This is a genomic window from Acutalibacter sp. JLR.KK004 (assembly GCF_036941085.1).
In the GTDB taxonomy this organism is placed as follows: Bacteria; Bacillota; Clostridia; order Oscillospirales; family Acutalibacteraceae; genus Acutalibacter.
The window spans coordinates 131913-144429 of sequence record NZ_JAYMNQ010000001.1 but is presented as its reverse complement, the minus strand read 5'-3'; the positions used below and the strand labels follow the sequence as shown (position 1 = coordinate 144429).

The following is a 12517-nucleotide window of genomic DNA, read 5'->3' as shown; positions in this document are numbered from 1 at the left end:
GGATTTTCAAAATAAGAAATGAACAAGTGAAATGGCTTAATGACAATCATCTTTCCAGCATCTTCCCCGCTTTGTAATAAAAATATAAATCGTTTTTTAATATATCTCGTTTCTTTTTCTGGTATTCGTTATATGCCGCAGCTATTTTTGTAGCAGCCCAAGCGCCACCTGCAGCTAACATTGTTGTGTCTGCTGAAACCGCCTGCGTAAAAGAGGGAATAACTCCTGCGGCTGCCACTCCGATAAATAGACCACCTACTGATTTCAGAAACTCACGATCAGCAAACACATTTCCAAACAAATTCCTAATAAAGCTATTTTCTTTTGTTAACTCATCAATTTCTAAAACAGCAGGAGCAATTTCTTGGTAATACAGCCGAGAACACTCAGCTTCAAAATCGTCATCCCAGGGAAGTAGCTGAATGTTTTCAGAGTAGGAAATCATCTTGCTTCTAAATCTAACGATTGCTTTATCTAACTCTTTCCGTATATCAATAATTTCATCTACAGATGCTTCATTAAAATCCGGAAGACGTGCAAATAAATTATCACTAAGCCCTGCGTGAGTTATTCTTTGTTTTTCCTGTTCACTAAATGTAATGATTCGTGATGCCATAGCACTCCTCATTAAGTTGCTACACGGTTCATCAAATAGTGGCATAGAATTCCGGACAGACTTACTAAGAAGTCCAAAGTATTCAGAAACACAACCATCCACATCTGCTAAACTGTGTTGAAATTTCTGTAGTACCAGTTTGCCCGACCGAAGTAATTTGTTCAGTTCTTCAGTTTGTGTTTCTCCCATCATTTCTAAAAATGGCATATCTATTTCTTTTATTAACTCTTTGAGCTGGTTTCGCAATTCAATCTTTTGCAATACTGGAATTGCTTTATATTTTTTATTGTACATTATGCTTGATAGCTGGTTGACCACAGACAATCCCTCTGCATATGTTTGAGGATCACGTTCCTCAATTAGAGGCAGTGCCAGTTTAAGAATTTTTATGATCTGTTTCTCATCAAAATTATCTTCTCTTACCGTTAATTGAGTATATATGTACGCCATTGGGCTGATTAGAGTTATTCTATCTGCATATAGCAACGCAGATTTAATATAGCGCAATTCCTTATCTATGTGCGTCAATTCTGGCTGTACTGCAATTGTGAATTCAAATCCCATCGTTTCCTCCGACTAAAATAATTATAAAAAAACCGTCGATTCGCAGCAAAAGAAGCTAAAACAAGGTCTATTTTTGTAATGATAATAAGTAGCATCAGTATTCCTGCCCAATGCACTCAGTTCTCTCAAATAGAACTCCTGGGGATATGTCAAGATGTTCCCAAGTGACATTCCGCATCTTTCAAATTATGGTCGCCCCACTCTTTCATATAAGCTATCACATCCATAAAGCTCCTGCCCAACTCTGTCAGCGTATACTCCACCCTGGGCGGCACCTCATGAAAGTCGTGGCGAATAAGGAACCCATCCGCCTCCAGCTCCCGTAGCTGCTTCGTCAGCGACGATTCCGTAATCTCCCCCAACTGCCTCCGCAGCGCGCCGAACCGTCGGATATCGTGAAAGGCGATATAGTAAAGAATTTCCAGTTTCCACTTGCCACCAAGAATTTTTTGCAGCGTGGACATGGTCTTGCAGCGCTCCACGGCCTGTTCCGTTTTTCTCATAGGACAACACCTCTTTGCCAACATTATAACGCATAGCGCCGCACGAATCAAGGTACTACAAAAAAGTACCGTACTTGAGTTTATCTCGTATCAGGTTATAATGGGTGAAAACGAAGGAGGTCTTCACCATGAAATTCACAGGAACCATCTGGCGTCCACCCTATGAAGCGTCCTCGCTGCTGCTGGAAGTCACAGCGGGCTGCACACACCACAAGTGCAAATTCTGTACGCTCTACAACGACCTGCCGTTCAAGTTCAAAATGTCTCCGCTCGATGATATCGAGTGCGACTTACAGGAAGTAGCAGGAACGCTGAAACAGTGGAACGGCTTTCAGTTCGACCGCGCTTTTCTCACAGGAGCAAACCCATTTGTGCTGAAAACCGAACGCTTACTTGCTATCGCTGAACTTATCCGCAAATATGTACCCACGGTACAAACCATAGGCTGTTTTGCGCGGGTTACCGATGTAACCTTAAAGCCTTACAGCGACCTGACCGCACTGGCCCAGGCGGGCTATGACAGCCTGACCATTGGTATTGAAACCGGCGATGACGAAACCCTACGCTTTATGAACAAAGGATATGTCGCTGCTGACATTGTGGAGCAGTGCGCCCGGTTGGACAAGGCAGGTATCTGCTATAACTTCTTCTATCTGGTAGGCATTTCCGGCGCGGGACGAGGCGAAATCAGTGCGAAAGCTACCGCTGCTGTATGTAATCGGCTGCATCCTCAGTTAATTGGAGCAAATATGCTGACAATTTACCCGGATTCCGAGCTATATCAAGAAATCCAGCGGGGCAACTGGCGGGAGGAAAACGAAGTGGAGAAGTATCGGGAAATCCGCACCTTGATTGAACGCCTTGATATTCCCACGCAGTTTGCTGCGCTTGGTGCGTCTAATGCGTTTCAGCTTCACGGCGCTCTGCCCCAAGACAAAGCCGCTTTGATAGCGGCGATCGACCAAATTATTGATAGCGTGGGCGAAGAAAGACTGCGGGATTACCGCAAGAATCTCCGTCATCTGTAAGGAGGGATTCTCGTGCATTTTACAGGAAGAACTTGGCGGCCGCCATATGAATCACAGTCTGTCATTTTGCAGGCAACCTCCGGCTGTACACACAACAAATGTACCTTTTGCAGTCTCTATAAAGACGAGAAATTCCGGATGTCCCCAATGGATGAATTTGAGGAGGATTTGGCGGAAATCAAGAGCTATCAACCCAACGCCCGGCGGGTGTTTCTTACAGGTGCAAACCCCTTTGCCATGAGTTATGAGAACCTCAAGCTACGAGCTTTGACCGTTCGAGAATATCTCATCAAGTGCCAGTCCATCGCCATGTTTGCAAGTATTCGGGACATCAAGAACAAGGAAGTCTGGCAGCTAAAGAAACTGCGAGCCATGGGTATCAATGGCCTGAGTATCGGCACAGAAAGCGGCGATGACGCCACCCTTGCGCTGGCGAATAAGGGCTATACTTCTGCTGATATTTTGGAGCAGTGCCGCAAGCTGGATAAGGCCGGAATCGAGTATTACTTTGTCTATATGACCGGGCTGGCTGGGAAAGGAAATGGGCAGCGCAATGCTATCAACTCTGCAAAGGTGTTTAGCCAGCTCAATCCATATTTTATCTCGGTAGATTCTCTGACGCTTTTCCCTGACACACAGTTATATCATATGGCAAAGCAAGGCAAATTCACACCCGCAGATGAAAAAGAGCGTATTGAGGAATTACAAACACTGATTGAAAATTTGCACATACGAACCCATCTTTTTGCAAACTCCGTGTCCAATTACTTCCCCTTTGTGGCTCGATTGCCATATGAACGGGATAAGGCAATCAATGAACTACAGGATATTCTGGATGGAACCGATGAGGATGAGATGTTAGAGTATCGACAGAATTTGAAGTCGCTTTGATAAAAACACTCCTTCCGCCAAGAGAAAACTGTATGCTCTCGGTGGAAGGTGGTACCTGTCATGATGGAAGGTGTAGTGAACTAACCAATATAAGAAGTACACTACAGAGAAGAAAAATGCTCCTTCAATGCGGCGATCCACCCCTCTAGCGCCTGAGCCAGTACCAACTGCTGCCGTAACACAGCCATTCCGGTCTCCGGCACTTCAGGCGCATCCTCTTTCTGGCGGTAGTTTTCCTTCAGGTTTTCAGTAAGTTCATTTATGTTCTTTTCAATCTGAGAAATGCAGCCTGCCTGCGCTTCTGGCGGCAAGCTGTCCAGATTCACGATAACAGCGTTGAAATCCAGGAACAGCCGGATCGGCTGTGCGGAAATGTCCATCATCAGCCGCTCAAACTCCCGCTCACCCTTTTCAGTCAGCGTATAGACGGCTTTCTCCGGCATCTTTCCCTCTTTCACAATTTCAGCAGTGATAAATCCTTTTTCCTCCAGTTGGAGGGCCTTTTTATAAATTGATTGGGTGCTGATTTTTACCCACTTCGATATGTTTCGGTACTCCACAAGCTTTTGGATATCATATGCACCCATCGAACCCTTTTTCAGCATTCCTAAGACAATCAGGTCTATTGTAGCCATCTGCTGCCGCCTTTCCGCAAGAGCAATTCTTTATTATCATGATACTCTATTTTAGAACGAGTGTCAAGGGAATATTCTTTTGGAAATTACTCTCTTGACAACCGATCTAATTTGTAGTATAATCCCTTTCGCGGCAACTGCTCTAAAGTGTACTACTGAATAAACTATCGGTTGCCCGAAAGGAGTATTGACATGAGCAAAAGGCACGACAAAATGGAATTGCTGAGCAGCGCTCCCGTCCCAAAGGCGCTCTTGGCCCTGGGCATCCCTATCATGATCGGGATGCTCATCAACGCCCTGTATAATCTGGTGGACGCCTACTTCGTAGGAGGGCTGGGTGAAAGCCAGATGGGAGCTATCTCCGTTGTTTTCCCCTTGGGGCAGGTGGTAGTGGGACTTGGCTTGATGTTTGGCAACGGTGCGGCTTCCTACCTATCCCGGCTGCTGGGAAGCGGGAAAAATGAGGCCGCCAACAAAGTTGCCAGTACCGCATTGTATGGCAGTGTCCTTATTGGAGCTGCCCTTATCGTCGGCGCCAGTATATTTTTGGAACCGATTCTGACCATGTTAGGGGCAACGGAAACCATTATGTCCTATGCGGTAACATATGCAAGGATTTATGTGCTCTCCTCCATCTTCAATGTGTTCAACGTCACGATGAACAATATTGTGTCAAGTGAAGGGGCTGCAAAAACCACTATGTGCGCTCTTCTCCTGGGGGCGGTCCTTAACATCGGCCTTGATCCTGTGTTTATTTATGCTCTTGACATGGGAGTTGCTGGAGCAGCCATTGCCACGGCAATATCCCAATTTGTTTCCACTCTGGTGTACTTGACCTATGTTTTCAGAAAGAAATCTGCCTTTACTTTCAGTATAAGAGAGTTTGCTCCCACAAAGCAGATGATGGCGGAAATTTTGAAAATTGGTGTTCCAACACTCACATTTCAAGTCCTCACCAGCGTATCCATCGCTCTTATCAACCGGGCCGCCAGCAATTATGGTGATGCGGTCATCGCCGGAATGGGAGCCGTTACAAGGGTAACTTCTATGGGAACATTAGTGGTGTTTGGATTCTTAAAAGGGTTCCAGCCTATTGCTGGGTTCAGCTACGGAGCAAAAAAGTTTGACCGGCTCAAGGAAGCCATCAGAAGGTCCACGATATGGTCGACAATCTTCTGTGTGATCACCGGGCTGTTCATGGCAATTTTTTCAACGCAGATCATCTCAGCCTTCACAGACGGTAATGCTGAAATGATATCTGTAGGCGCAAGCTCTTTAAGGGCAAACGGCATATCTTTCATTCTATTCGGGTTCTACACTGTGTACTCGTCCCTTCTCCTGGCCTTGGGAAAAGGAGCTGCAGGATTTTTCCTTGGCGCTTGCAGACAAGGAATCTGCTTTGTGCCGGTCATCCTACTGCTACCCGCACTGTGTGGACTGAATGGGATACTTTACGCACAGCCTATTGCTGATGCCGTTTCTGCCATAATTACGGTGCTGATGGCAATACGTCTTCACCGGGAATTGGCAAAGTCCGCCCTGGCTATATAAACATAGACACAATAAGAACTAACTGCGCAAAAGCCAGCCGCTCAGTCGCAGAGCTGCGCAAAGAGAAAGTGGGGATGTACACTTGCAGAAGAAACAACAGAAATCAAGATGGATACACTGTCCTTCATGTGGAGGCAAGACACGCAACAAAGTGTACCAGGACACCGTCCTTGTCAACTTCCCCCTATTCTGTCCGAAATGTAGAAAAGAAACACTGATAGATGTTGTACAATTCAAAATGATAATTAAAAAATGAGCCAGTCGTACTATACGGAGAGCCTGCATCCTCTACTGAGGGTACAGGCTCTTTTCTGTTCTACCGGATTTTGATAGCGGAATTTGTCCGAATCGCAGCGATAATTGACTCGATAATTGGAGCCAACGCAAGCGCCTCCTCTTCGCTGCAGTCTTCTACCAAGAATCGCAGTCGGCGAAGGCCAGGGCTGTCCCGCAAAAGCTCTGGGTAAAACACCTCCCGTGAATCAATTTTCAGAGAACGAATCAAAGGATACAGAACTTCCAATTTGGGATTTCCCTTATAGTTCTCTATGTTCAGTACAGTTCGGACATCCACATCAGCAGCTTCAGCGACCTGCCGTTGTGTGACTCCCAGTTCACCTCTGGCTCGTTTCACAGCATCACCCAATGGGCGTGTATATTGTGGCATTCTACTTCACCTCAGAAATATTGTACAATACACGCTGCTTCGACAAAATTCACGGGGATACCTCAATTTAGTGTATTGAAGTTCCTGCAAGGAGTGAAATAACCATTTGAGCACCCTGTTTGGACATATTGGAAGTATACAACGGATTAAACTGAATTTCAATGTTCTGAGATAAGTCTGTATGCCTTTTGTGATGTATTACAATACACCTTATCAAAGGTAGAAAAAGATAAATCTTTTAAATTCTATAGTCTTGTTTTCACAAGGTGCCGAGACCCGCCCCCAATCAATCGTTTTGCAAACCCAAAACAGATTGATTGGAGGAATCATGGTGGAGTACACACCAAAGAAAGTGTTCGTTTTAGAGAACGGAACGTACCTGGAGCTCAGTTGCACTGAGTTTCGCCGGAGAGAATATACATACCATGGTCGGAGGTTCATCCCCCTGCACGGTATGCTGATGGAAGTGCCTGAAGATGCGTACAAGGCGTTCTACAAGAGGAAACGCCGAGAGAAATACCTGAAGGATCGCTCAAAGGACAACGGCGACTTCTCCTACGATATGCTCACTACAGATGAGTTCAACGGCGAGGATATCTTGGTGGATACTGTAGCAGATACACAGGGCCAAGCAGAAAGGAATCTCCTGCTGGACAAGCTACGCCACGCTCTGAATAAGCTGTCAGAAGAAGAACGCACGTTGCTGGAACAGTATTATTTCACAGGCGTGTCCGAGTGTGAATTATCGGTCATTTATGGGGTTTCTCAGCAGGCCGTCAGCAAGCGAGTTCGCAAGATCCTTGCTAAGTTGAAAAATCTCGTAAAAATTTAAAAAATCTGGTTGTAGACCCCTCAACTTTTTGGCCTGGAAAGTGAGGGGTCTTTCTTGTTCCCCTCCGTTGCTCTTTGAAAACCGAATACCCAGCGCACCTTTTACTTTCCTTCTGCCGCCGTGAGGAGCGGCAGCCACATGAGCGGACGCCAGAATTTCGGCCTCCAGGCTCAGACGATGGAACGCACATTCATCGACGGCGATGACCGGCAGAAGGGATAATGATACTTGCGTCCAGTCCTAAAGCCGAGCGTGACCCGTCGCAGCAAAGGAGGGCGCCCTCCAGAGATCCTGGGGGTGGTGATATTCCAATGAGGTTAAAGGCATAACCGGAGGGTGCGTTCCCTGCTTGGGGGCGATGGTCGCCAGTGGCGACCGCTCTGAGCTGACCGAGTCGGCAGACGAGAAATCGAGGATAAATACAAGCACGCAAAACGATTGATACAAGGCGGCAGTCCGCCCTTTGACTGCCGCCCTTACTTACGGAGGAAATCATGAGAAATGTAAAGCGCGGCGAGATTTACTACGCCGACCTATCGCCGGTGGTAGGCAGCGAGCAGGATGGCACACGGCCCGTCCTCGTTATCCAGAATGACACCGGCAACAAGTTCAGCCCTACCACCATCGTGGCAGCTATCACCAGTAAGTCGGACAAAGCCAAGCTGCCCACCCACGTTATTGTTCATGCGGAGGGGCTGGAAAAAGAGTCCGTTGTGCTGCTGGAACAGATACGAACCATCGACAAGCGCCGGTTGATTCGGTATAGCGGCAAACTGGATAAGAACACTATGGGCCGGGTCGACCACGCCATCATCGTCAGCTTTGGAATCAAATATATGGAGGGGCTGCTATGACAAATGACATCAACAATTCTGCCTTCGCCTACAATGTGAATATGCTCCGTCTGCTGCTGAAAATGCAGCTCGTTACGCAGGAGGAATACGAGCGTATTTTGCAGATTTCTGCCGCCCACTACGGCATCGAAAAAATATATGTCTGAAATGAAAACTCTGGCGGTTTGCGCTGGATGTATCTGAACTCTTGTGGTATTGTTGGTGGTGCCGAAAGGCGAAAAATCAAAGAAAGGAATGGTGCAAATGACTGTAACCGACATCAGCCGGGAGCCTCAAAAGCCTGAAATTATCCGGCTGGCAGCCTACTGCCGGGTGTCCAGTAAGTCTGCCGACCAGCTACACTCTTTTGCGGCGCAAATCCACTACTACAAGGATTATGAGCGCAAGAATCCGCAGTACAAGCTGGTAGATGTGTATGCTGACGAGGGATTGAGCGGCACGGACATGAAAAAGCGTGACGAGCAGAACCGGCTCATTCGTGACTGTAAGCTGGGCAAGATAGACCGTGTTATTACCAAATCCGTATCCCGGTTTGCGCGGAACACGCAGGAACTACTTGTAGCCTTGCGCACTTTCAAAGAGTTGGGCGTGAGCATTTATTTTGAAGAACAGGGCATCGACAGCGACAAAATGAACATGGAAATGCTGGTGACTTTCCCCGGCATGGCCGCCCAGCAGGAGAGTGTAAACATTTCCGACCACCTTCGCAGGAGCTATCAGATGCGTATGGAATCCGGCGAGTTCAACTGCTGTGCTCCGGCATATGGGTATGATTTGGTCGATGGGCAGCTTGTTGTGAAAGAGGATGAGGCGGCTGTGATTCGCCGCATTTTTGACCTTTACCTACAAGGAATCGGCAAGCAGAATATTGCCAATATACTCAACGCAGAGAGTGTTCCACGGCGGTATGGTCAGCAAAAATGGCACCACACTACGATTGACTATGTCATCAAAAATGAACGGTATATGGGCGATGCACTCCTTCAGAAAGAGTACACCACGGAAACCCTGCCGTTTCGCAAAAAGCGCAACCATGGCGAAAAGATGCAGTATTATGTTGAAAACAGCAATCCGGCCATTGTCAGCAGGGAGGTGTTTCAAGCGGCACAAAAGCTGCAGGAATTCAGAATTACGGTCACAAGGCGCGAACACAACTCAATTTTGTCTGGTATCCTGCGCTGTCCCGACTGCGGGAGTACCTTCCGCCGACAGCTGCTGCGCGGAACCGTGTACTGGATGTGCAGTGATAAGGCGGCAGGGGCCACAAATTGCAAAAGCAGACGTGTGCGAGAAAATGCCGTCGTCGACACCTTCTGCTTAATGACAGATAAGCTGGTCTCCCACCGGCAAGACCTGCTGGGTACTCTCATCCACCAACTGGAGATGATGCAGAATCGCGGCAGTGAGAGCCAAGAGAAGATACGTCAGATAGACAAGCAGATAGCCGACCTGAGTGCACAAAATCTGGTGGTCGCCCGGCTCCACACAAATGGTGTTCTGAACGCTACCGACTTTGCGGCTCAGTCCTCGGTCATCAGCAACAGAATCAATGCCCTGCGGCTGGATCGCAAAAAGGCGCTGGCTGAAGATGAGGACGATGAACTGATATACACGCTGAAATCGCTGAACGATACTCTGGCAAGATATGTGCCGGGTACACCATTTAGCCAAGCGTTATTCGATGAAATTATCCAAAGCATCACGGTTGTGGACAACTCAAAATTGACCTTTCATCTTGTCGGCGGACTGGCCTTCACGGAGCTAATCCCTGAGAATGTGAGGTGCAAAACAGCATGAAAAAGAGGAATGTTCCGTTCGGATACCAGTATCAGAATGGCTTGATAACTACCCATCCGCAAGAGGTTGCTGTGTTGCATCGTGTTTTCAGCGAATATCAAAACGGCTTATCTCTACTGGAAATCGCAAACCGGCTAAATGCCGAAAATGTTGAGTATCAGCCCGGCGTTACCGGCTGGAACAAATCCCGCATTATGCGGTTGATTGAGGATGAGCGATACACCGGCAAAGACAATTTTCCAGCTATTATTTACGAGGAAACGCATCGCGCTATGATCGATATGAAAGCCCAAAAGAATACTCAGCACAGCACAGACCGCAACCATAAGATTTTTCATATAGATGTGCCGGTTATTTGCCCGGTATGCGGCTCTGAAATGAACCGTAGACATGACAGCCGGTTCAAGAAGTGCCAGCAGCGATGGATATGCTCCAATAAAGATTGCCGCACGGTGATTCACAAGGCCGACAGCGACCTGCTCCACGATATAACTGTACTGCTAAACCGTGTGATTGTCAATCCAGGATTAGTACAAATCCCAGCTGAAGATGAATCCATAAGTGTACAGACGCTAAAAGCTGAAAACGAGATTGCCCGGACATTAGACACGATTGATTATGATAAAACTGCCTTGCGAAAGAAAATACTGGAGTGTGCTTCTCTGAAATATGCGGACATCGATTCCACTCCATATATCGCAAATAGATTGAAAGCGGTTCTCGCTGACGCAGAGCCGCTTTCAGCTTTTTCACTGCCCCTTTTCAAGAGGACAGTTCAAGCCATCCGCCTTGAAAAAGATGGCACAGTAGCCATCACATTTGTGAATAATCAGACCATCAGAAAGGACGATGAAAATGCAACCGACAGCAACCACTCCGCAGAAAGTAGTACGGAAAATCCCGGCGAAAATCAACATAGCTGAAGAAATCAAACAGGCCCACCGACAACTCCGGGTAGCCGCTTACTGCCGCGTTTCTACCGCCCAGGAGGAGCAGTTAAACAGTTATGACGTGCAAGTTCGGTACTACACCGAGAAGATCAGAAGCGAGCCGAAATGGGCCTTTGTGGGCATCTTTGCGGACAGGGGACTTTCGGGGACAAGCACCAAAAAGCGCGATGAGTTCAACAAGATGATAAAGCAATGTCGGCGCGGCAAAATCGACATGATTATCACGAAATCCATCAGCCGGTTTGCCCGGAATACCGCTGACGTGCTAAAATATGTGCGAATGCTGAAGGAGATTGGTGTGGACATCTTCTTCGAGGAACAGAACATCCACAGTACCCAGCCTGGGGCTGAGTTTTATATCACCATCTACGGTTCCATCGCTCAGAGCGAATCTGAGAATATCAGTGCCAATGTGATATGGGGCAAGAATCAAAGTGCGAAAGAGGGCAATGTGCCTTTCCAGTATAAGCGGTTCTTGGGCTATCGGCGCGGGCCGGACGGCAAGCCTGAAATCGACCCGGAACAGGCGGAGGTTGTGAAACGAATTTATACCAGCTTCCTTGCCGGAGACAGCATGACGACCATCGCCAACGCTCTGACTGCTGACGGCATACCGACGCCTACCGGTTCCGGGAAGTGGGTGCCAGGGACGATACAATCGATAATTTCCAACGAAAAATATGCGGGAAATGCCGTTCTCAACAAGACATATGTGGTGGACTGCTTGAGCAAGAAAGTCAAGCGCAACGATGGCAAGGCACGGCCTATGTACTTTGTGGAGAATAACCACCCCGCCATCATCGACCCTGTCATCTTCGGTCGGGTGCAGGAAGAACTTGCCCGGCGTACCGGCAAACGCAAGGTCAAGCAGAAAGGCACTAAAACCGAGCAGGGCCGGTACTCCAGTAAATATGCTTTGACAGAACTGCTGGTCTGTGGCGAGTGCGGAACTCCTTACCGCCGATGCACTTGGACGGTCAAGGGTGAAAAGAAACCTGTCTGGAGGTGCATCAACCGGCTGGACTTCGGCAAGAAATACTGCCACCATTCGCCCACGATGGAAGAAAGTGTGTTGCAGGAGGCCGTCATGGCAGCGATCATGCGCACAGCAAAACAGAGTGCCGATGTGCTGGGCACCTTAAAGCTGCACGTCGGTATGGGGCTGAAGAATGATAATGGTGAGGACAACTGCCTTGATATCCAGATAAGGATAGCAGAAATTGACGCGGAATTCAAGGCTATGTTGCAAGCTATAGCCACAGATACAGTGGAAGATTTTGACGAGCAGAGGGCCACAGCACTCATGGCTGAGAAAAACAGCTTGGAGCAACAGTTGACTCAACTTGACAATGCCCAGCAGGAAAAAGAGAATACAGAATCTCGGTTGGACGAGATTTTTACTATCCTGGATGGGCTGGAGAATCACCCCATGGAATATGATGACCGGCTGGTACGGCAGGTGCTGGAGTGTGTGGTGGTGGAGTCCAAGGAGAAGATAAAGGTGATTTTTGCGGGAGGGCTGGAGGTTGAGCAGGCTATTGAAAAAGCGTGAGAGTTCGGATACGCACACAAATTTGGCGAAAATATCTTTTTCGTATCCGCCTCACATGTAGGGACGGAGATTTTGAT

At 47.7% G+C, this 12517-nt stretch carries 14 protein-coding genes; 10 read left to right on the top strand and 4 right to left on the bottom strand.

All coding sequences use genetic code 11. The features are described from left to right. Positions 1-46: 46 nt before the first annotated feature. Positions 47-1180, bottom strand: a complete 1134-nt coding sequence (locus VSQ30_RS00835) for a hypothetical protein (RefSeq protein WP_161471826.1) — start codon at positions 1178-1180, stop codon at positions 47-49. Between the two features lie 149 nt (positions 1181-1329). Further along, positions 1330-1683 (bottom strand): winged helix-turn-helix transcriptional regulator, encoded by a 354-nt coding sequence (locus VSQ30_RS00830; RefSeq protein ID WP_161471825.1) that lies wholly within the window; start codon positions 1681-1683, stop codon positions 1330-1332. 128 nt (positions 1684-1811) lie between these two features. On the opposite strand from VSQ30_RS00830, the gene VSQ30_RS00825 reads away from it, so the two are divergent. Further along, positions 1812-2711, top strand: coding sequence for a radical SAM protein (locus VSQ30_RS00825; RefSeq protein ID WP_161929607.1), 900 nt, complete (start codon positions 1812-1814; stop codon positions 2709-2711). 12 nt (positions 2712-2723) lie between these two features. Beyond that, complete coding sequence (locus tag VSQ30_RS00820; RefSeq protein ID WP_322174451.1) at positions 2724-3602, top strand: radical SAM protein; 879 nt, start codon at positions 2724-2726, stop codon at positions 3600-3602. Positions 3603-3703: 101 nt separating this feature from the next. On the opposite strand, the gene VSQ30_RS00815 is transcribed toward VSQ30_RS00820, so the two are convergent. After that, entirely contained in the window at positions 3704-4237 is a 534-nt protein-coding gene (locus VSQ30_RS00815) for a PadR family transcriptional regulator (protein WP_161471822.1), read from the bottom strand. A gap of 192 nt (positions 4238-4429) precedes the next feature. On the opposite strand from VSQ30_RS00815, the gene VSQ30_RS00810 reads away from it, so the two are divergent. Beyond that, complete coding sequence (locus VSQ30_RS00810; protein ID WP_161471821.1) at positions 4430-5788, top strand: MATE family efflux transporter; 1359 nt, start codon at positions 4430-4432, stop codon at positions 5786-5788. A gap of 82 nt (positions 5789-5870) precedes the next feature. Further along, positions 5871-6044 carry a cysteine-rich KTR domain-containing protein gene (locus tag VSQ30_RS00805; protein WP_161471820.1) on the top strand — a complete coding sequence of 58 codons (174 nt, stop codon included), beginning with the start codon at positions 5871-5873 and terminating at the stop codon, positions 6042-6044. 60 nt (positions 6045-6104) lie between these two features. Here the strand turns inward: VSQ30_RS00805 and VSQ30_RS00800 are convergent, their stop codons facing one another. Further along, positions 6105-6455: a helix-turn-helix transcriptional regulator gene (locus VSQ30_RS00800; RefSeq protein WP_161471819.1), complete on the bottom strand. Its 351-nt coding sequence runs from the start codon at positions 6453-6455 to the stop codon at positions 6105-6107. A 328-nt stretch (positions 6456-6783) separates the two neighbouring features. Between VSQ30_RS00800 and VSQ30_RS00795 the strand changes: the two genes are divergently transcribed. From VSQ30_RS00795 to VSQ30_RS00770, 6 genes are all read left to right on the top strand, one after another. Then, on the top strand, positions 6784-7287 hold the full coding sequence (locus VSQ30_RS00795) for an RNA polymerase sigma factor (RefSeq protein WP_161471818.1): 504 nt from the start codon (positions 6784-6786) through the stop codon (positions 7285-7287). 494 nt (positions 7288-7781) lie between these two features. Further along, positions 7782-8141 (top strand): type II toxin-antitoxin system PemK/MazF family toxin, encoded by a 360-nt coding sequence (locus VSQ30_RS00790; protein ID WP_334461270.1) that lies wholly within the window; start codon positions 7782-7784, stop codon positions 8139-8141. After that, positions 8138-8287, top strand: a complete 150-nt coding sequence (locus tag VSQ30_RS00785) for a hypothetical protein (RefSeq protein WP_334461267.1) — start codon at positions 8138-8140, stop codon at positions 8285-8287. The genes VSQ30_RS00790 and VSQ30_RS00785 overlap by 4 nt, the downstream gene beginning before the upstream one ends. Positions 8288-8384: 97 nt before the next feature. After that, a complete protein-coding gene (locus VSQ30_RS00780; RefSeq protein ID WP_334461376.1) occupies positions 8385-9938 on the top strand; it encodes a recombinase family protein in 1554 nt (517 codons plus the stop codon). Further along, on the top strand, positions 9935-10861 hold the full coding sequence (locus tag VSQ30_RS00775) for a recombinase family protein (RefSeq protein ID WP_161474939.1): 927 nt from the start codon (positions 9935-9937) through the stop codon (positions 10859-10861). Before VSQ30_RS00780 ends, VSQ30_RS00775 begins: the two co-directional genes overlap by 4 nt. Then, the gene (locus VSQ30_RS00770) at positions 10794-12440 is read left to right on the top strand and encodes a recombinase family protein (protein ID WP_334461374.1); all 1647 of its coding nucleotides are present in this window, start codon (positions 10794-10796) and stop codon (positions 12438-12440) included. The genes VSQ30_RS00775 and VSQ30_RS00770 overlap by 68 nt, the downstream gene beginning before the upstream one ends. Positions 12441-12517 lie beyond the last annotated feature (77 nt).

Excerpts from the sequence above, each read along its gene's own strand:
- VSQ30_RS00780 (WP_334461376.1), top strand. The coding sequence starts at position 8,385 with ATGACTGTAACCGACATCAGCCGGGAGCCTCAAAAGCCTGAAATTATC.
- VSQ30_RS00830 (WP_161471825.1), bottom strand. The coding sequence starts at position 1,683 with ATGAGAAAAACGGAACAGGCCGTGGAGCGCTGCAAGACCATGTCCACG.
- VSQ30_RS00800 (WP_161471819.1), bottom strand. The coding sequence starts at position 6,455 with ATGCCACAATATACACGCCCATTGGGTGATGCTGTGAAACGAGCCAGA.
- VSQ30_RS00825 (WP_161929607.1), top strand. The coding sequence starts at position 1,812 with ATGAAATTCACAGGAACCATCTGGCGTCCACCCTATGAAGCGTCCTCG.
- VSQ30_RS00785 (WP_334461267.1), top strand. The coding sequence starts at position 8,138 with ATGACAAATGACATCAACAATTCTGCCTTCGCCTACAATGTGAATATG.
- VSQ30_RS00790 (WP_334461270.1), top strand. The coding sequence starts at position 7,782 with ATGAGAAATGTAAAGCGCGGCGAGATTTACTACGCCGACCTATCGCCG.
- VSQ30_RS00795 (WP_161471818.1), top strand. The coding sequence starts at position 6,784 with ATGGTGGAGTACACACCAAAGAAAGTGTTCGTTTTAGAGAACGGAACG.
- VSQ30_RS00835 (WP_161471826.1), bottom strand. The coding sequence starts at position 1,180 with ATGGGATTTGAATTCACAATTGCAGTACAGCCAGAATTGACGCACATA.
- VSQ30_RS00810 (WP_161471821.1), top strand. The coding sequence starts at position 4,430 with ATGAGCAAAAGGCACGACAAAATGGAATTGCTGAGCAGCGCTCCCGTC.
- VSQ30_RS00770 (WP_334461374.1), top strand. The coding sequence starts at position 10,794 with ATGCAACCGACAGCAACCACTCCGCAGAAAGTAGTACGGAAAATCCCG.
- VSQ30_RS00775 (WP_161474939.1), top strand. The coding sequence starts at position 9,935 with ATGAAAAAGAGGAATGTTCCGTTCGGATACCAGTATCAGAATGGCTTG.
- VSQ30_RS00815 (WP_161471822.1), bottom strand. The coding sequence starts at position 4,237 with ATGGCTACAATAGACCTGATTGTCTTAGGAATGCTGAAAAAGGGTTCG.